This is a genomic window from Eubacterium aggregans, assembly GCF_900107815.1.
Taxonomy (GTDB): Bacteria; Bacillota; Clostridia; order Eubacteriales; family Eubacteriaceae; genus Eubacterium_O; species Eubacterium_O aggregans.
In genome coordinates, this window is the sequence record NZ_FNRK01000003.1 from 62807 (window position 1) to 82566 (window position 19760).

The following is a 19760-nucleotide window of genomic DNA, read 5'->3' on the forward strand; positions in this document are numbered from 1 at the left end:
GCGAAGGTATGAACGCAGAATTTATCATGGCATTGGATGCCCTTCAGGAAGAGAAGAATATCGACAAACAGGAGCTCATTGAGGCCATTGAACAATCCATTGAATCGGCCTATAAAAAGAATTACGGGACAGCCCAGGATGTGGATGTCATCCTCAACCAGGACACCGGTGAGATCAAGGTCTTTGCCAATTGGAACGTTGTCGATAATATTGATAATGAAGATACAGAAATGCTGTTGGAGGATGCCCAGGAATACGATCCAGATGCCCAGATTGGGACAATCTGCCGGGTGGAGGTTGCGCCAAAGGATTTTGGCCGTATTGCCGCACAAAACGCCAAACAGCTCATCTTCCAGAAGATTAAAGAAGCAGAAAGAAACATCATTTATAATGAATTCTTAGAAAAGCAGGATGAGGTGGTCTCAGGTATCGTCACCCGGGTGGATCATAACCTGGCCTATGTGGATGTCGGAATCGGGGAAGCCGTTTTGATGCCATCAGAGCAGGTTCCTGGGGAGATTTATCGCCAGAACCAGCGCTTAAAAGTCTATATGCTTATGGTCAAAAAAACCACCAAGGGTCCCCAGGTCAACGTATCCCGGACCCATCCGGGGCTGGTCAAACGCCTCTTTGAAGATGAAGTGCCAGAAATTTACGATGGGGTTGTCGATATCGTTGGCATCGCCCGGGAAGCAGGCTCCAGAACAAAAATCGCCATGAAGGCCAATGATAGTGCCGTGGACCCAGTGGGTGCCTGCGTAGGCCATAAGGGCGTTCGGGTACAGAATATCATTACCGAACTGGGTGGCGAAAAAATCGATGTCATCAAATACAGTGATAATATTCAGGAATACATTGCCAATGCCCTCAGCCCGGCAAAGGTGGTTGAAATCCTGCCCAAGCAATCAGAAAAAATGGCTCTGGCCATTGTGGATGATTTTCAATTTTCTCTGGCCATCGGAAAAGAAGGTCAGAATGTTCGATTAGCAGCTAAACTAACAGGCTGGAAGATTGACATCAAAAGCGCCTCGGATTTTGAAAAGATGTTGGAGGTTGATCCGGATCTGCGCAGCAAGTATCTGATTGAAGAGGACAGGGATGCTTTTATGGAAGATCTAAAGGGCAGCCTTGACGATGTTTTGGAAATCACCATCGAAGATGATACTGCCGGCGATTTTGAAGTGACCGAAGAAACCTTAGCGCTGGGTGAAGATACCCTGGATATTTTTTAAACCATCCAGCAGGAGCAATTATGAAAAAAATACCAATGCGGATGTGTGTCATCTGCCGGGAGAAAAAAAACAAGTCTGAATTGATTCGAATCGTCAATAATGCGGAGGACGGCGTTTGTGTGGATGCTTCGGGGAAAATGAATGGTCGGGGTGCTTATGTTTGCACGGATGCGGCCTGTATTGAAAGTCCCAAAGCCAGGAAAGCACTGTGTGCCGCTCTAAAAACCGAGATTAGTGATGATGTCTTCGAATCAATCCGGCATAAAATACAAAAAGGCCCCGTGCGTTAGCAGCAGGAGGCCGTCGGTTATAGGTGCCGTGAAACCTAAATTATGCATATATAGGAGGGATTTTATGGCGAAATTAAGAGTATATCAGTTAGCGAATGAGTATGAAATTCCCAGCAAAGAATTTGTCGATATTTTAAATAAGCACAGTATCCCTGTGAAGAACCATATGAGCGCGTTGACCGACCAACAGGTTGAAGCGTTTAAAAAGAGTTATGACGCGGAACAAAAAGCCCCGAAGGAAATACCAAAAGTTCAGGCCGAGGCGAAAAAGCCAAAGACAGAACCTAAAAAAGAGGCGGCTAAGGATCAGGGGAAAGAAAGGCAGAATACACTGAAGAATAAAGAGCAACAGAAAAAGCCGGAAGGCCAGAAAAACAAACCCGTTCAGGATAAAGGCAGAAACGTTAGCGCTAAAGCCACTCCGGCATCAACGGAGAAGACGTCTGAAAAGCGGGGAAGCCAGAACAATCAGACAAAGCCGAATAATCAAAGCAAGACGGGTAAAAAGAACAACAGCCAGCCACAAAATAACGATGGCAAGAAGAAAAAGAACCAGAACCAAAACCAGGGCCGCAATGGTCATGGGGCAGCTGGTGGCAGCACCGCGCCAAAGGTAAGGGATCATAGCAAGCGTGGGAAAACCTCCCGCAGTATCTATAAAAAGATAAAGGCAGAAACCAAATCAGAACGGCAGAAAAACCAGGTCTATGAGATCCCGGAAATGCTGACCGTTGGAGAATTGGCGGAAATCCTGGATATCGGGGCCACAGAAATCATCAAGATCCTCATGATGGCCGGCACCATGGCCACGATTAATCAGCAGATTGATTTTGATACAGCCAATCTGGTTGCCGATGAGCTGGGCTTTAGTGTGGAAAAGGTTGCCATGGAAGATGTGGTCACCAAAATATTGGAAGAATACGACGAAATGGATACCGGGGATGAAATCAAGCGTCCGCCAGTCGTCACCGTCATGGGTCACGTCGACCATGGGAAAACCTCCTTGCTGGACCGTATCCGTAAGGCCAACGTTACAGCGGGAGAAGCCGGTGGGATTACCCAGCACATTGGGGCTTACACCGTTAATATCAAGGGCGAATCCATTACCTTTATCGATACCCCAGGGCATGAGGCCTTTACCGCCATGCGTTCCCGTGGGGCTCAGATGACCGACATCGCCATTTTGGTGGTTGCCGCCGATGATGGGGTGATGCCCCAGACCGTAGAGGCCATTAACCATGCCAAGGCAGCAGATGTCCCTATTATCGTCGCCATCAATAAAATTGATAAAGATGGCGCCAATCCAGAACGGGTCAAGCAGGAACTTACCGAACATGCCCTCGTGGTTGAGGAATGGGGGGGCGATGTCATCGCAGTCCCGGTTTCCGCCAAAAAGGGCCTGGGGATCGAAGAACTCCTGGAAAACGTTCTGTTAGTCGCAGAGGTGGGTGAGCTCACCGCTGACCCCAAACGTGCTGCCCGGGGCTGTGTCATCGAAGCCCGGGTGAAAAAGGGCAAGGGCTCCACAGCCAGTATGCTCGTCCAGCAGGGAACCCTCCATGTGGGAGATTCCATTATCTCCGGGATGACCTACGGGAAGGTCCGGACCATGATTGACGATAAAGGCAAGCGCATTAAAAAAGCCGGTCCCTCCCAGCCGGTTGAAATTTCAGGCTTATCCGATGTCCCGGTGGCCGGGGATGATTTCATCGTCCTGCCCAATGACAAGGAAGCCCGTCAGTTAGCTGAAAAACGTCAGCAGATGGAAAAGGATGCCCGCCAGGCCAAGGCGAAGATTTCCCTGAACGACTTGTTCACCCGGATTCAGGAAGGTCAGATCCAGGATGTTAACATCATCATCAAAGCCGATGTCCAGGGGTCCGTGGAAGCCATTTCCCAGTCCCTTGTCAAGCTGAACACCGATGAAGTGCGCATCAATGTCATCCACGGCGCTGTGGGTGCTGTGAATGAAACCGATGTTATGCTGGCTTCAACCTCCAACGCAATCATTATCGGCTTTAACGTCCGTCCGGACAAAAATGCCCTGGCAGCTGCCGAAAGTGAAGAAGTGGATATCCGCCTCTACCGCGTAATCTACGACGCCATTGAAGATGTGAAGAAGGCCATGGAAGGGATGCTGGCTCCAGATTTCGTTGAAAAGGTCACTGGAAACGCAGAAGTCCGGGAAGTCTTTAAAATCCCAGGCGGTACCATGGTTGCTGGATCCTATGTTACCGATGGAAAAATCGGTCGGAATGAGGAAGCTCGGGTTATCCGGGACGGTATCGTGGTATTTGAAGGTCAGCTGGCCTCCCTCCGTCGTTTTAAGGACGATGTCAAGGAAGTGGCCACTGGCTATGAATGCGGGATCGGTGTCGAGAAATACAATGATGTCAAAGTCGGCGATGTGATCGAAACCTTCGTGATGGAGGCCGTATCCCGGGAATTATAAAAAAGAAGGAGGAACCAAAATGGCTTCTCATCGTATTGAAAAAATCAATGGTCAGATTCAGCGGGAGCTGAGTCTGATCATTCAGCAAAAAATGAAGGATAAGCGTCTGAATCCAACGGGGCTGAGCATTACCCGGGTCAAGGCGACCCCAGATCTAAAGGTGGCGACGGTCTATGTCAGTATTCTGGGCTCGGATCAGGAAAAGGAAGATGCCCTGGCGTCACTGGAAAGCGCCAAGGGCTTCCTGCGGAGTAACTTGGGGAAGGTCTTGAAGACCCACTCCACCCCAGCATTGATTTTTAAATTGGACGATTCAGTGGAGTATAGCCTGCACATTGAGGCACTATTATCCGAGATTAAGAAAGATAAGGAAGATAAAGCGGATGAATAAGGTTCCCCAGAGCATTCTGGATACCATCACAGAAAAAGAAAACAAAAGCTTTTTGGTTCTGGCCCATCGGAAGCCCGATGGGGATGCCATCGGTAGCGTGATTACCCTTGGCCTGCTTTTAAAGGCCATGGGTAAGACCGTCGATTATTATATCGATACGCCCGTGGAGGATAAGCTGGATTTTTTTCCAGAAATTGCCTGCTTCAACCAGAAATTAAAGCCCTATTACGATGTCGTCTGCTTTTTAGACTGCTCCACCATGGATTATGCTTATCGCCCGGAGGGTGGGATTACGGCAAAAGTGGTGATGGTTATTGACCATCACCGTTCCAACGATCACTTTGGACAGGTAAATTTTGTAGAAGAGACAGCGGCAACTGGGGAGCTGGTGTTCCGTGTGGCTAAAGCCCTGGATATCCCCCTGGATTATCAGATGGTTGAAGCGGTTTATACCAGCATCTCAACGGATACCGGCAGCTTTCAGTTTTCCAATGTCACCACCGATACCCATCAGATTTTAAGTGAGCTCTATCGGCATCGGGACAATTTTGCCCCCCTGGCAAAACGGCTCCACAGCATGAAATCTTACAATCAGATGAAGCTCTTTGGCCGGGCCATCGACTCCCTTGAGCTGTTACACCAGGGTAAGATTGCCTGGGTGGCCCTTAACCAGAGGGATATCGATGGTTATGGCGGAGAAATCAATATTACCGATGATATTGCCAATATTGGGGTCAATGTTGCCGGGGTGATTTTATCGGTGACGGTTAAAGAGCGTGAAAATGGACTGTATCGGGTTTCCCTGCGGTCTAAAACACCCTACGCCATCGATGTTTCCACCTTTGCCAAGGCCCACGATGGTGGCGGTCATTTTCGGGCGGCGGGCTTAAGCTATACCGGCGATTTAGCTGTACTGCAGGAAGAAATCATCGCGTTTTTTAATGAGCAGGAGGTCGACTAATGTCGGTACCAGTGGGCTTTCTCAATATCTACAAAGAGAAGGGAATGACTTCCCACGATGTGGTGGCACGGGTTCGGCGGATTGTCGGGCTTAAGAAGGTTGGACATGCCGGAACCCTGGACCCTGAAGCCGAGGGGGTGCTCCTCGTTGGTCTTGGGCGGGCAACCAAGTATATCAGCTATTTGGAGCAAATGGATAAAACCTACCTGGCCCAGGTAATCTTTGGAAAATCCACGGATACCTATGATATCACAGGGGAAATCCAGGAGGAAAGGCTCTCTGGCTTGACTCAGGAGGCCGTGGAAGGGGTACTATCGGATTTCCGGGGAGATCTCATGCAAGCGCCCCCCATTTACTCAGCCCTCAAAAAGAATGGCCGAAAGCTTTATGACTATGCCAGACGCGGAGAGGCTGTTGAGATAGAGGCTAGACCCATTACCATTTCCCACCTGGAGGTTATGAGCTGGGGAGGCCTTCCTGGGGAAATCCAAATCAAGGTCATCTGCTCCAAGGGGACATATATCCGTTCACTGTGTCATGATATTGGTCGTGCTCTGGAAACCCCTGCCTGTATGGGCAGTTTATTGCGACAGGAAATTGGACGTTTTAAAGCGGTGGAGGCTATTCACCTTGATGAATTGGAATCCACTGTAGAAAAGGACAACTTGTCCCAGGCGCTCATCCCTCCGGATGCGGTTCTCAGCCATTTTCAAACCCTTCGGGCGACGCCCCGGGGAGAGCATTTCATCCGCAATGGCAATGCACTTTTCCAATGGAACGCCGAGGATGATTTCGGTCAACTAACCCAGGGAGAAATCCTGCGGATTTACGATCGTCAGGGATTTGTTGGACTCGGACAGTTTAAGGAAGATGAAGAAGGGCCGCGGGTCGTCCCTTTAAAGTTATTATAGAAGGAAGTCGTGGAATTGGAAAATAAAGGTATGGTATTGGCATTGGGCTTTTTCGATGGCGTTCATCGGGGGCATATGCGCCTGATTGAAAAAACCTTGGAAATCGCCCGGGATAAGAATTTGGATTCTGGTGTAATGACATTTAAAGAGCATCCCTTAGCTCGGATTTTTCCAACCTACGCGCCTTGGCTCATTACCACCAATGATGAAAAGGTCGCTCTGATTAAAGCAGCAGGAATTCAAAATGTCTACCTGGATGATTTTTCCGATGAATTGATGCAGCTTTCTCCCGAGGCATTCATCCGTGAGTATCTGCTGGTCAAGTATCCCGTAAAGCATATCGTGGTGGGATTTAATTATACCTTTGCCTTTCAGGGTGCCGGTACGACGGCGGACCTGATGGAGCTTGGAAAACGTTATGGATTTGGTGTTTCTGTGGTCCCTCCTTTTATCATTGAGGAAACGGCGGTCAGCAGCACCGTCATCCGGGAATTAATCAGTGTGGGAGAGGTGGCAGCTGTCCCTAAATTTCTGGGGCGGCATTACAGCATTTCCGGCATAGTGGTTGAGGGGAAAAAGCTGGGGCGGACCTTCAATATTCCAACCGCCAATCTAAAAATGGCGGAAAAACGTATTTTGCCCAGTAGTGGTGTTTATTTTACCCAGGTACAGGTACGGGGAAAGATTTACGATGGTCTCACCAATCTGGGCTTTAATCCCACCTTTGAAAAGCATCCCTACAGCATCGAAACCTATATTTATGATTTTGCAGGGGATATCTACGGAGAGCCACTGGCCCTGGAATTCATTGAAAAGCAGCGGGATGAAATAAAATTTGCAAAGATCGAGGATTTGATCGCCCAAATTAAAGGCGACATTATCCGCATTGACGAAAAGTACCGAAAGGGTAAGCGTTCTTAAGAAAATAGGGAGGGGCCGGCATGCGCTATAATGAAGAAATCATTCAGAATGTCATTGAAGCCAATGATATCGTGGATATCATTTCCCAATATGTTACCCTCAAGCGTTCAGGACGATCCCACATGGGGTGCTGTCCCTTCCATAATGAAAAGACACCCTCCTTTTCGGTGTCCCAGGAGAAGCAGCTTTACCATTGCTTTGGCTGTGGCGTCGGAGGCAATGTTATCGGATTTGTGATGGCCATTGAAAACATGGGCTTCCCAGAGGCCCTGGAGTACTTGGCGGATCGGGCGGGGATTACCTTACCCCGTATTGAAAATCCAGAAAAGGACCGGGAATATGAGAAAAAGGAACGGCTGTACGAGCTTCACCGGCAGCTGGCCAATCATTATTACCGGGTTTTGAAGAAGAATGGTGAAGCCCAGCGCTACCTGGCTGGCCGGGGAATGAGTGCTGCCACCATTAAGGGGTTTGGTATTGGTTTGTCTTTAGATGAGTGGCAGGATGCCTGTCAGTATTTACAGGGACAAGGCTTTACAGAGGACGAATTGCTGGAATCCGGACTGGTGCTTCGGGGAAAAAACGGCAGGCTATACGACCGTTTTAGAAACCGAATTATGATTCCTATTTTAAATATTCGGGGGAAGATCATTGGCTTTGGTGGCCGTCAGTTCGGCCAGAAAAGCGATGGCCCCAAATACCTCAATTCACCAGAGACCCTGGTTTTTTCCAAGGGATATGAGCTATACAATCTTAACCAGGCCAAAAAGAAGATCGTAAACGAGCAAATGATTATTGTTGAGGGGTATATGGATGTCATCGCCCTGTGCCAGTATGGCATAGAGAATGCGGTGGCAGCCCTGGGTACCGCCTTTACCCCCTATCATGCGAAAACCCTTTCCCGCTACGTGAAGGAAGTAGTTCTTTGCTTTGATGGTGACCGGGCCGGAGAGGGTGCCACGGAAAAAGCCATCGCGATTTTAAAGAAGAGCACCTTGAATATCCGTGTCCTCCGCCTTGGAGCGGAAGAGGATCCGGACTCCTTCATCCGGGAAAAGGGAGTAGAGGCGTTTAGAGGACGCATCCGGGAGGCTGATACTGTACTGGATTTTGAGCTGCGACAATGTGCCAGGAACCACGACACCACCAATTCCGATGGGAAGGTTAAGTATTTAAATGAAGCCATTACGCTTTTGAGAACCTTAAGCAATTCCGTGGAAATCGAGCTGTATGCCAAAAAAGTGGCCCGAACAGCAGGTGTTTCCGCAGGCTTAGTCATGCGAGAGGCTACCCGGGTACAGAAAAATGGACAGGCCCCGGCCATCCGGCTGCCCTCCCAGGCAGCGGCATCCCGAATACCCAAGGCCTACGGAGATGCTCAGGTTTATATCTTAAAATACTTATTTCAGCATCAGGATGGGTTGGTTTACAGCCGTCTGGCCCCAGAGGATTTTACACCGGGCTTTTATCAAAAGCTTTATGGTATACTAAAAGAGTTGGCAGAAGGCGGCGGAGGGCATCTCTCCCTGCCGGTCGTATTGGAACGATTCGAAACCGAAGAGGAACGACGGGCTTTTTCGGAACTATCCTTTGAAAACGGCACGGACGATGGTGAGCTGCTTATTGAAAGCATGAACACCATCCATTACTACCATTGCCGCTTAGATATACAAAGGCTGAAGGACGAAATCGCTATGTTAGATGAGCGAAGTCCCGAGGGCATCCAGCTGGTTACCCAGCTTATGGCGTTAAAGAAAGAATTATCGAAGATTCAGGAGGTAAGAAATGGCGGATGATAAAAAAAGCTTAACCGAAGAGGCCTTTTTAGACGAATTAGGGGATGAGTCTTTAAATGCAGAATTAATGGAAATGCCAGAAGTACAGGCATTACTGAAAAAGGGAAAGGAAAAGGGCTCCCTCAACAGCATCGATATCGACGATGCCCTAAGCAGCAAGGATCTGGACCCAGAAGAAATTGATGCAATCTATATCCTGTTACAAAAGAATGGCATCAACCTGACCTTTAAAGATGAACCCCTCGGAGATGGACTGGATATTGATATTAACGTCGAGGAGCTGGAAGAAATTGAAGTGGACGAAAAGCCCATTGTGGAAGTCGACATTTCAGATTCCGTCAGCGTAAACGACCCGGTCCGGCTGTATCTCAAGGAGATCGGAAAGGTTCCACTGCTGAGTGCAGAGGAGGAAATGGATCTGGCCCAAAGGATGGAGCAGGGGGATGATTTTGCGAAAAAGAAGCTGGCAGAAGCCAACCTCCGTCTGGTGGTCAGTATTGCCAAACGCTATGTTGGCCGGGGGATGTCCTTCCTTGATTTGATCCAGGAGGGAAATCTGGGGCTCATTAAGGCCGTGGAAAAATTTGACTACACCAAGGGTTTCAAGTTCAGTACCTATGCCACCTGGTGGATTCGTCAGGCCATTACCCGGGCCATTGCAGACCAGGCCCGGACCATCCGTATTCCGGTGCATATGGTAGAAACCATCAATAAACTCATCCGGGTCTCCCGTCAGCTCCTCCAGGAACTGGGTCGGGAACCCACCCCCGCAGAAATCGGCAAGGAAATGGGCTTTTCAGAAGAAAAGGTTCGGGAAATCCAAAAAATTGCCCAGGACCCCGTTTCCCTGGAAACCCCCATCGGGGAAGAAGAGGATAGCCATTTAGGGGACTTTATCCCCGATAATGAAGCCCCAGCCCCGGCAGAAGCCGCTTCCTTTGCCTTACTGAAGGAACAGCTGATTGAAGTCCTGAGCACCCTGACCGAACGGGAAGAGAAGGTCCTGCGTCTGCGTTTTGGCTTAGATGACGGACGGGCCCGGACCCTGGAGGAAGTGGGGAAGGAATTCAACGTCACCAGAGAACGGATTCGGCAGATTGAAGCCAAGGCCCTGAGAAAGCTTCGCCATCCCAGCCGCAGCAAAAAGCTAAAGGATTATTTAACCTAAGATGCTTTCACCACGATTACAAATGCTCTATCACTGCACCCCAAAAGGTACGGTGGTGGCAGATATAGGGACCGACCATGGCTATCTGGTGACGGCACTAGTTCAAAATGGCAAATGCCCCCGGGCCATCGCCTCAGATATCCATCCAAAGCCTTTATCCAAGGCCCAGCAGCGCATAGCGCTCCTGGGCCTTGATGGGCATGTGGACACCCGTTTAGGGCCGGGCCTTTCGGTACTGTCTCCAGGAGAATGTCAGACGGTCATTGTCGCAGGGATGGGGGGCTATATGATCCGAGATATGTTAGCCGCCGATGAAAAAATAGCCCGATCGGTGGACACCTTCATCCTCCAGCCCATGAATAATGTGCCGAAGCTGCGTCGGTATTTATGGGAAAACAATTATGCCATCCAGGATGAGGTCTTGGTTCTGGAGGAGGATCGGATTTATGAAATCATTGTCGCTTGTCAGGGTCAGATGGCCCCATTAAAGGGCATCGACGATGTGCTGGGCTACGCCCTGGCGCGCCACACCGAAACATTGGTTTTTAAACGCTTCCTGCAAGAGAAAATCACCGCCGTCAGACGGACCTTATCCGAGCTTTCGGGGAAGGAAACCCCTGGGGTAGTGGTACGGCAGCAGGAGTGTGAGGCATTGCTTCAGGCACTTTTGGAGGTAGAAAATGGGATTAAAGGCAAGTAAGGTTTTTGGCTGTATTGAGGCTTTAGCCCCAAAGCGGCTGGCAGAATCCTGGGATAACGTTGGGCTGCAAATTGGTTCCTACAGCCAGACGGTCGAGCGCATTCTATTAACCCTGGATGTCACCCCGGCAGTGGTTCAGGAGGCCGTGGATTGTGGAGTTGATTTAATTATTTCCCATCATCCCTTTATTTTTAACGGCCTTAAACATATCTGCTTTGATGAACATAGCGGTGCCCTGGTGGAAAAGCTCATTAAAAATGATATTGGGGTGTACACCGCCCATACCAATATTGATATTGCGGAATTTGGCTTAAATGACTATATTGCCAATACCTTGGGCATTGAAAACCGCCGCCCCCTGGACCCGGCCACCCAGGAAATGTACTATAAATTAGTGGTCTACGTTCCCGTGGAAAAGACGGCGGACATTCTGAATGTTCTCGGTGAGAATGGTGCGGGTTTTATTGGGAACTACAGCCATTGCACCTTCCGAGCCACGGGGAAGGGGACCTTTAAGCCCCTGGAAAATACCCACCCTTACATAGGGGAAGAAGGCCAGGTGGAAACCGTGGTGGAGGACCGCATTGAGACCATTATTGACGGACGAATGGTCAAAACAATGATCGGGAAGCTAAAGAAGGCCCATCCTTACGAGGAAATGGCCTACGATCTCTACCCCCTCGATGGGAATACCATGGTGGAAAAGGACGGACTGGGCAAAGTGGGGGAACTGGACGTTCCCATGACCGCAGATGCCTTTTTAAACCATGTGAAGACGGCCCTGAGCCTAGGGTCCCTGCGAACGGCAGGAACCCCACCGGATACCATCCGCCGGGTAGCCCTGTGTACCGGCAGTGGATCGGAATTCATCGGTCTGGCTAAGCTTAAAAAAGCGGATGTTTATATTACCGGGGACCTCAAATACCATGATGCCCAACGGGCAGCAGAGAATAATTTGTGGGTCATCGATGCCGGCCATTTTGGAACGGAGAAGCTTGTGGTGGGGCTGCTGAAGCACACCATTGAAGCCGCTTTTCCCGAGGGACAGGTCCAGTGCATCAAATCCCGGCAGAATCAGGATTTCTTTAAATACTATTAAGGAGATGAGAAAATGAATGTGTTAGTATGTGGCGGTGCCGGATATATTGGTTCCCATATGGTGCGGGCCCTTCTCAATAAAGGATACGGTGTGGTGGTCTATGATAATCTATCCACCGGGCATCGGGGAGCGGTGCATCCCGACGCCGTCTTTGAGGAGGGGGATGTACGGAATTACGCCAGCCTGGAGCGGGTGTTCCTGCGCCATCAGATTGACTGCGTCATGCATTTTTGTGCCAATTCCCTGGTGGGGGAAAGCATGGAAAAACCCCTGGAATATTATGACAATAACGTCGGCGGCACCCTGTGCCTTCTCCGGGCTATGATTAATAATGATGTCAAGCACTTTATCTTCTCCTCCACGGCAGCCACCTATGGGGAGCCGGAGGTATTACCCATTGAAGAAACAGCCACTACCTGCCCAACCAATACCTACGGAGCGACCAAGCTGGCTGTGGAAAAAATGCTGCCCTGGATGGCCAATGCCTATGGCCTTCAGTATAAGGTCTTTCGTTATTTTAATGCCTCCGGGGCCCACCCCGATGGCACCATTGGAGAGGACCACACGCCAGAGACCCATCTCATTCCCCTAATCCTTAAAACGGCCCAGGGCATCCGGGATAAAATTTTCGTCTTTGGAGATGATTATCCCACTCCGGATGGCAGCTGTGTCCGGGATTATATCCACGTCATGGATATTGCCTCTGCCCATATCCTGGGAATGGAACATCTCTTTGAAACAGGCATCAGCGAGACCTATAATCTAGGGGATGGAAAGGGATTTTCTGTTTTTGAGGTCATCGAAAAGGTGAAGGATATCATCGGGGAAGATTTTGCCGTTGAGGTGGCAGACCGACGGTCCGGAGACCCGGCCAGACTCATTGCCAGCTCAGAGAAGGTCCGGAAAGTCCTGGGCTGGACACCGGATCACTCGACCCTGGAAAATATCATTGCCACAGCCTGGTGCTGGCACAAAAACCACCCAGCGGGATATTAATCCTCTGGTGTCAAACAAGTATTTGCCCATAAAAAACATGGATATCCATGGGATTTTCGGGTATAATTAAAAAATATTAAGTAATAATAGCGTAATCGCATGAGTTGGAGGGAATCACATTGAAGAAGCTTTTAACAGGTAATGAAGCTGTGGCACGGGGTGCCTGGGAAGCCGGTGTTAAGTTTGCATCGGCCTATCCCGGAACACCGAGTACAGAAATTTTAGAAAATATTGGGCCCTATAAAGAAATAACAGCAGAGTGGGCACCCAATGAAAAAACAGCAGTAGAAGCGGTCGCCGGGGCATCCATCGCCGGTATTCGTACCCTCGCTGCCATGAAACACGTGGGGATGAATGTCGCGGCAGACCCCATGTTCACCTTTGCTTATTTAGGAGTGAATGGGGGATCGGTCATCATAACGGCAGACGAGCCCGGAATGCATTCCTCTCAGAATGAGCAGGATAACCGGCATTACGCCCGTCATGCCAAAATGCCCATGTACGAGCCATCCAATAGCCAGGAAGCCAAGGATATGCTTAAGGATGCCTACGACATCAGCGAAAAATATGACTGCCCTGTCATTTTTCGGATGACCACCCGGGTTTGTCACTCCAAGAGCATCGTCACCTGTGAGGATCGTCAGGAGGTGGCGGACAAGCCCTATGTGAAGGACGTTATGAAATATTGTCCCCTTCCGGCCCACGCCAAGGTCATGCAGGTTAAGCTGGCTAAAAACTTCGAGGGTCTGGCAGAATATTCAGACAATTGTCAATGGAATACCGTGGAGTATCACGATTCCAAAATCGGGGTTATTGGCTCCGGTGTGGCTTTTCGTTACGCCAAGGAAGTCTTTGGGGACACCGCTTCTTACCTGAAAATTGGCTTTTCTTATCCACTGCCGAAAAAAATGATTGCTGACTTTGCCAGCAAGGTGGATACCCTCTATATCTTTGAAGAGAATGATCCCATTATGGAAACGGAAATCAAGGCCATGGGCATTGACTGCATTGGGAAGGACGTTCTCCCCAACCTGGGTGAGCTGACCCCAGACCGTATCCGGGTGGCATTGTCCGGCCAAAAGCCCGAGATGATCGAACCCAACGGCGATGTGGTCGTCGGCCGTCCCCCGGCATTTTGTGCCGGCTGTCCCCACCGTGGACTCTTCTACGAGTTAGGGCGTAAGAAAAACACCATGATCTTCAGCGATATCGGATGTTACTCCCTGGGTCTGGGAGCACCCTATAACGCCACGGATGCTATGATCTGCATGGGTGCTGGTATCAGCGGTGGTCACGGTGTAGCCAAGGCCATGAAAATTAAGGGGGAAGATACCCAGGTCATCTCCGTCATGGGGGACTCCACCTTCTTCCACTCTGGCATCACCAGCTTAATGGATGCCACCTACAATAAGAGCGATTTAACGGTCGTTATTCTGGATAACCGGATCACAGGGATGACCGGGCATCAGGAAAACCCCGGCAGCGGTTTTGACTTAAAGGGTGAACCCGCACCGATTATCGATATTGAGGCTGTGGTCCGGGCGGTAGGGGTCACTCAGGTCCGTTCCATCGATCCCAATAATCTGGAAGAAACTGCAGAAGCCCTGGATTGGGGCATGAATCAGGACGGGGTATCGGTGATCATCACCCGTTGGCCCTGTGCATTGAAGAAATTCTCCCAGGCTGATCAGGACGAATTCACCGGGGCTTTTACCAAGACCTGTGTGGTGGATGAGGATACCTGTATTGGCTGTCGAGCCTGCTTAAAATCAGGCTGTCCGGCCCTGCTTTTCCATAAGGAAGAACGAAAGTGTGAAATCGACCAGTCCATGTGTCTGGGCTGTGAAGTCTGTATGCAGATTTGTCCAGTGGAAGCCATTTCGGTAAAGGGGGAATAATCATGGAAACAAAAAATATCTTATTGGTGGGTGTTGGTGGACAAGGTACCATCACTGCCGCAAAATTACTCACCCTTGGCCTGATGGAAGAGGGCTATGATGTGAAAATGAGCGAAATCCACGGCATGAGCCAGCGTGGGGGCTCCGTTAGTTCCCAGGTCCGTTATGGGGATGATGTCCAATCCCCGGTCATTGAAAAAGGTTCGGCGGATATTATCGTGGCCTTTGAAAAAATGGAAGCCATGCGCTATATTGACTATCTTAAAAAAGACGGGGTCCTTATCGTCAATGATACTGAAATTTGGCCCATGCCGGTGATCATCGGGAAGGCAGACTATCACGGACATATCTTAGAGGAGTTAAACAAGCTGGCCACCGTTAAAACCATGAACGCCTCGGCAATGGCCGCGGAAATGGGCAATGATCGGGTGACCAATGTCATTCTTCTCGGAGCCATCATTAAATCCATGGGTCTGGACAATATCAATTGGGACACGATTATTGAAAATAATGTGAAGCCCAAGTTTGTGGAATTGAATAAAAAAGCCATTGTAGAGGGGATGGCTTTCGTAAAATAGGTATGGCAAAGACAGAGCATTTCAAGTTCTTCCAGCACCGTGAATGTGAGTATTTTCCGTGCCACCGCGGGGTGCCGGAAGAGGCGTTTAACTGTTTATTCTGTTATTGTCCCCTTTATGCGCTGGGTGATCAATGCGGCGGTCATTTTACCTACACCAAAAGTGGGATAAAGAACTGTACGGATTGTACCGTACCCCATCAGGCAAAGAACTATGACGACATGGTTAAAAAGGTAAGAATCCTAATCGAACAGGTTAAGGAATCGAAAGAACCAGGAGGTAATGTGTTATGATCGTACTGTATGGTGTACTATTAGTGGTTGCATCGTATTTTATCGGGAATCTGGATTTTGCTTATATCGTCGTGAAAGCAGTGCGCCATGAGGATGTGCGGAATTATGGCAGCGGCAACGCAGGCACCACCAACGTCCTGCGGACCATGGGGCTGAAATACGCCATTCCCGTTTTTTTGCTGGATGCCCTGAAGGGCACGGTGTGTATCCTTGCCGCCCGGTTCCTGGTGGGGACCTTTGGGTTGAGCGACTACTTTATCGCCGCGGCCGGAATCGCCGTTATCGCTGGGCATAACTGGCCAGTGTGCTTAGGCTTTCGTGGTGGGAAGGGGACTGCTACCTCCATTGGCGTGTTCCTGGCCCTGGACCCCTTAGTGGCGGTCCTGGCCATCGTTGTAGGGCTGATCTTCTTGGCTATTTTTAAGATGGTATCCTTAACGTCTATCACGGGGATGGTGGCCCTGCCCATCGTAACCCTCATTATCCGGGGCTTTGCCTTTACGCCAGAGTTGCTGCTGGCTCTCTTCCTCTGTGTTTCCACCGTATTTCAGCACCGATCCAATATCAAGCGGATCATGGCAGGGACAGAGAGCAAAATCGGCCAGAAGGTGGATATGAATAAAAAGTAGTTTAAGTTTAGGAGGTCTTCACTTTGATGGAGACCTCTTTCTTTATTTTTTGAAGATTGTGGGAAGTGAGTAGGGTAATATATTATGATTTGGTGATATTTATGTAAACAATGAGAGTATCGGGTCAAATTGAGTCAGAATCGGGTCAATCGCGTTGACTCGATTGACCCGATTTGTTATAATATGACCAGAAAATTGAAATCAAAGGAGATGGTGTGATGCTTTTTCGGGAAAGTGAGACCATAGAACTTAAAGAGGTTGTTGTAGACGATATAAAAAAGGAAATCATTGCTTTCGCTAACTGTGATGGCGGTAAATTGTATGTTGGAGTTCAGAATAATGGCACGGTAGTTGGACTGAATGATCCTGATAACACCTCCTTGCAAATTAGCAATATGGTTAGAGACGCAATTAAACCGGATCTGACCATGTTCCTGCACTATAAAACAATAGAGGAAGATGAGAAAAGGATTGTTGTTGTAGATATTCAACGTGGAACAGATCGCCCTTACTATATTGCAAAGAAAGGAATGCGTCCAGAGGGCGTGTATGTTAGGCAGGGGTATTCCTCCGTTCCTGCCACTGACACAGCAATTCGGCGTATGATCAAGGAAACGGATGGAGACCGTTTTGAGGCTATGCGATGTTTAAATCAGGAACTTACATTTGGGGCCACCAAAAAAGAATTTGGACTTCGAAGAGTAGACTTTGGTTTACAGCAAATGCATACTTTGAAGTTGATTGATCACGATGGTCTTTATAGTAACTTGGCTCTGCTTTTATCCGATCAATGCATCCACACCATCAAGGTTGCTGTTTTTCAGGGAATGGATCAGACAATTTTTAAGGATCGCCGGGAGTTTACTGGATCGCTGATTCAGCAGATGAACGAAGTGTATGATTTTATCGACTTCCGCAATCAGACCCGTGCGACCATAGAAAAACTGCTACGAATCGATGTCAGGGACTACCCAGAAATTGCTGTCAGAGAAGCGTTGCTAAATCTTCTGGTCCATCGCGACTATTCCTTTAGTGCCAGTGCACTGATTAGTATCTATATTGACCGGATAGAGTTTGTGTCTATCGGTGGATTAATGCCGGGAATTGATTTGGAAGATGTTATGGTAGGCCTTTCTGTTTGTAGAAATCAAGATCTTGCAAATGTGTTCTACCGACTCCATTTGATTGAGGCTTACGGTACCGGAATGGGTAAGATTATGAGAGCATACGAAGGCATGGAAGAAAAACCTATCATTGAAACTACTAAGAATGCCTTTAAAATCATACTACCTAACATTAACGCAAAGTATGAAATAAAAAGTGTCTCGATACCCCCAAAAGAAGCAATAACAAATCCTGATTCAGGGAATAAACAAAAGTTAAGCGATGAAGAAGAAAGAATATTGGAATATACCCGAGCTCACGGTGCTATAACAAGAAATGATGTAATCAGACTAATGGAAGTGAGTACATCTACCGCTTCTAGACTAATCAGAAAACTGGTAAAAAGCAACCGACTAAAGCAGAATGGAAAAGCAAGAAATACCCACTACACGATTAAAAAATAGTTAAAAGACTATGTGAAACAGCCGATTGGAAAAACCAATTGAGGGGTGTTACCATCAGTGTTATACTTAGCTATATACATTGGACAGACGAAACAAAAATTCAGAACAATGAAAGGTGGTAGCCGGTGCAGACATTTTTAAATCGTTATTTTTTTCCACCCCATGTAACACCACAGAATCGGGTGTTTTCACCAGAGCATTTTATTTTATCCGGGCTGATCATCCTGGCCATTATCTTTATCATTCGGCTCCAGACAAAACGCAATGATTCGGCATTCAGCCAACGGCTTCTGTACGGCCTGGGGGCAACCATGCTGTGCCTTGAAATCTTCCGGGTGAGCTGGCTGACCACCTTCTACGGATGGGATTTACGCAACCTGCGCTTTGACTGGTGCAATCAAGTTTGTATGGTGCTGCCTTGGATCATCCTCTTTAAATGGAAGAAGGCCTATCCCTTTATCGATGTGCTCTCCATCATCGGCGGGTCCATGGTCCTTCTATATCCCCTCTGGGTATTTTACGACTATGCGGGGATCCATATCATGGCGGTACAGAGCATGCTTTCCCATGGGCTCATGGTCCTGATTCCACTCACCATCCCCTTCACCTTGGAGAATGATGTGGAGATTAGCAAGAGCTGGAAGCCCTTGGCTGGCCTCAGTGTGATGCTGACAGTGGCCTTTGCCATGTCCAGAAAGCTGGATGTCAATTATTTACTCATGAAAGGGGCTAATGGCATTCCCATCCTCCAGCGCATTCCGGCACCCTGGCATTGGATGGTTATTTTACCCATTTTTATCGGCGGCATTCTACTGGTCTGGCGTCTTCTTCAGTGGTATAATGGGGTTATTGCCAAGAAAGTGGGGGTACGAAATGAGAATATTGGCTATCTACAGCAGTAAAAATGGAACATCCCAATTTTGTGTGGAAAAAATCAAAGAAGAATTGGGAGAAGCATTAATCCTTTGTGATTTAAACAAGGACCCAGTGGATTTGTCAGGATATGACGGCTATCTTATTGGGGGAAGCATCCGAATGGGACAATATCCCCGGAAGCTTAAGAAGCTTTTGAAAAAGCAGAAGGACCAAATCCGAACAAAGCCGGTGATTTTCTTTGTGAATTGCGGTTTTCCAGAAAATATGCGGGATTATATCAAGGGTAATATTCCCGTTGAATTAGCTGAACATGCATCGGAGTGCTATTGCTTTGGGGGCCGGCTGGATTTAGCCAGCCTGACGGGCACGGACCGGATGGTAGCCACGGCGGTAACCCGCCAGTCAAATGGAAGTGGCCGGCCGGCGGTGGCCCTGAAAATGGACCAAATCGAAGCCTGTACCCAGAGGTTGAAGGCCTGGGCTGAGGGCGAATAATGGCAGAATCCCAGCGGCTTTTCCATACCCTGGCGCCCTTTTGCCCTGGGGACGCCAAAGTATTGATCCTGGGGACCTTTCCCTCGCCAAAATCCAGGGAAATGGGCTTTTATTATGGCCATCCCCAAAATCGTTTTTGGCGGGTGTTGGCGGCATTGTTCGACACACCCGTCCCCCAGGGCGTGCCAGAGCGGAAGGATTTCCTAACCCAGTACCACATTGCCCTATGGGATGTCCTGGATTCCTGTACAATCACAGGGGCCAGCGATGCGTCCATACGAGAGCCGGTGGCTAACGACTTGCCCAAGCTCCTTAAGCAGGCACCCATCAAGAGGATTTATACTACGGGGCGGAAGGCAGAAGCGCTGCTTAAGCGCCTCTGGGGGAATCGCTTACCCGTCCCGGTGGTGGCCTTACCCTCCACCAGTCCTGCCAATTGCAGGATGGACCTCGATACCTTGGTCCAGGCATACCGTCCCATTACAGAAGATATTTTGACATAAAAG

The 19760-nt window shown here is 48.9% G+C and carries 20 protein-coding genes; all 20 read left to right on the top strand.

Going from position 1 to position 19760, the window contains the following annotated elements; translation table 11 throughout:
- The first annotated feature begins 8 nt into the window (after nt 1–8).
- The 20 genes from nusA to BLW33_RS02675 all read left to right on the top strand — a co-directional run bounded on the left by nusA (nt 9) and on the right by BLW33_RS02675 (nt 19757).
- Entirely contained in the window at nt 9–1232 is a 1224-nt protein-coding gene (gene nusA / locus BLW33_RS02580) for a transcription termination factor NusA (protein WP_090304763.1), read from the top strand.
- A gap of 20 nt (nt 1233–1252) precedes the next feature.
- Nucleotides 1253–1522 carry an RNase P modulator RnpM gene (rnpM, locus tag BLW33_RS02585; protein ID WP_090304765.1) on the top strand — a complete coding sequence of 90 codons (270 nt, stop codon included), beginning with the start codon at nt 1253–1255 and terminating at the stop codon, nt 1520–1522.
- Between the two features lie 64 nt (nt 1523–1586).
- Complete coding sequence (gene infB / locus BLW33_RS02590; RefSeq protein WP_090304767.1) at nt 1587–3974, top strand: translation initiation factor IF-2; 2388 nt, start codon at nt 1587–1589, stop codon at nt 3972–3974.
- 19 nt (nt 3975–3993) lie between these two features.
- Nucleotides 3994–4365, top strand: a complete 372-nt coding sequence (rbfA, locus tag BLW33_RS02595) for a 30S ribosome-binding factor RbfA (protein ID WP_090245542.1) — start codon at nt 3994–3996, stop codon at nt 4363–4365.
- Nucleotides 4358–5326 (top strand): DHH family phosphoesterase, encoded by a 969-nt coding sequence (locus BLW33_RS02600; RefSeq protein ID WP_090304769.1) that lies wholly within the window; start codon nt 4358–4360, stop codon nt 5324–5326. The genes rbfA and BLW33_RS02600 overlap by 8 nt, the downstream gene beginning before the upstream one ends.
- Nucleotides 5326–6237: a tRNA pseudouridine(55) synthase TruB gene (gene truB / locus BLW33_RS02605; RefSeq protein WP_090304771.1), complete on the top strand. Its 912-nt coding sequence runs from the start codon at nt 5326–5328 to the stop codon at nt 6235–6237. The genes BLW33_RS02600 and truB overlap by 1 nt, the downstream gene beginning before the upstream one ends.
- Before the next feature lie 9 nt (nt 6238–6246).
- Nucleotides 6247–7158: a bifunctional riboflavin kinase/FAD synthetase gene (locus BLW33_RS02610; protein ID WP_410173274.1), complete on the top strand. Its 912-nt coding sequence runs from the start codon at nt 6247–6249 to the stop codon at nt 7156–7158.
- 20 nt (nt 7159–7178) lie between these two features.
- Complete coding sequence (gene dnaG / locus BLW33_RS02615; RefSeq protein WP_090304773.1) at nt 7179–8954, top strand: DNA primase; 1776 nt, start codon at nt 7179–7181, stop codon at nt 8952–8954.
- Nucleotides 8944–10122, top strand: coding sequence for an RNA polymerase sigma factor RpoD (gene rpoD / locus BLW33_RS02620; protein ID WP_090304775.1), 1179 nt, complete (start codon nt 8944–8946; stop codon nt 10120–10122). Before dnaG ends, rpoD begins: the two co-directional genes overlap by 11 nt.
- A 1-nt stretch (nt 10123) precedes the next feature.
- A complete protein-coding gene (locus BLW33_RS02625; protein ID WP_090304777.1) occupies nt 10124–10822 on the top strand; it encodes a tRNA (adenine(22)-N(1))-methyltransferase in 699 nt (232 codons plus the stop codon).
- Nucleotides 10803–11921, top strand: coding sequence for a Nif3-like dinuclear metal center hexameric protein (locus BLW33_RS02630; RefSeq protein WP_090304779.1), 1119 nt, complete (start codon nt 10803–10805; stop codon nt 11919–11921). The genes BLW33_RS02625 and BLW33_RS02630 overlap by 20 nt, the downstream gene beginning before the upstream one ends.
- A 12-nt stretch (nt 11922–11933) precedes the next feature.
- Nucleotides 11934–12917 carry a UDP-glucose 4-epimerase GalE gene (gene galE / locus BLW33_RS02635; RefSeq protein WP_090304781.1) on the top strand — a complete coding sequence of 328 codons (984 nt, stop codon included), beginning with the start codon at nt 11934–11936 and terminating at the stop codon, nt 12915–12917.
- A gap of 119 nt (nt 12918–13036) precedes the next feature.
- Nucleotides 13037–14815, top strand: coding sequence for an indolepyruvate ferredoxin oxidoreductase subunit alpha (gene iorA, locus BLW33_RS02640; protein ID WP_090304783.1), 1779 nt, complete (start codon nt 13037–13039; stop codon nt 14813–14815).
- 2 nt (nt 14816–14817) lie between these two features.
- Nucleotides 14818–15393 (top strand): indolepyruvate oxidoreductase subunit beta, encoded by a 576-nt coding sequence (locus BLW33_RS02645; RefSeq protein ID WP_090304785.1) that lies wholly within the window; start codon nt 14818–14820, stop codon nt 15391–15393.
- Between the two features lie 2 nt (nt 15394–15395).
- Complete coding sequence (locus BLW33_RS02650) at nt 15396–15686, top strand: cysteine-rich small domain-containing protein (protein ID WP_090304787.1); 291 nt, start codon at nt 15396–15398, stop codon at nt 15684–15686.
- A complete protein-coding gene (plsY, locus tag BLW33_RS02655; protein WP_176966593.1) occupies nt 15683–16315 on the top strand; it encodes a glycerol-3-phosphate 1-O-acyltransferase PlsY in 633 nt (210 codons plus the stop codon). The genes BLW33_RS02650 and plsY overlap by 4 nt, the downstream gene beginning before the upstream one ends.
- Before the next feature lie 218 nt (nt 16316–16533).
- On the top strand, nt 16534–17883 hold the full coding sequence (locus BLW33_RS02660) for an RNA-binding domain-containing protein (RefSeq protein WP_090304789.1): 1350 nt from the start codon (nt 16534–16536) through the stop codon (nt 17881–17883).
- A 125-nt stretch (nt 17884–18008) separates the two neighbouring features.
- Complete coding sequence (locus BLW33_RS02665) at nt 18009–18785, top strand: TMEM164 family acyltransferase (RefSeq protein ID WP_090304790.1); 777 nt, start codon at nt 18009–18011, stop codon at nt 18783–18785.
- Entirely contained in the window at nt 18757–19254 is a 498-nt protein-coding gene (locus tag BLW33_RS02670) for a flavodoxin domain-containing protein (protein ID WP_176966594.1), read from the top strand. Before BLW33_RS02665 ends, BLW33_RS02670 begins: the two co-directional genes overlap by 29 nt.
- The gene (locus BLW33_RS02675; RefSeq protein WP_090304792.1) at nt 19254–19757 is read left to right on the top strand and encodes a DNA-deoxyinosine glycosylase; all 504 of its coding nucleotides are present in this window, start codon (nt 19254–19256) and stop codon (nt 19755–19757) included. Before BLW33_RS02670 ends, BLW33_RS02675 begins: the two co-directional genes overlap by 1 nt.
- The last annotated feature ends 3 nt before the right edge of the window (nt 19758–19760 follow it).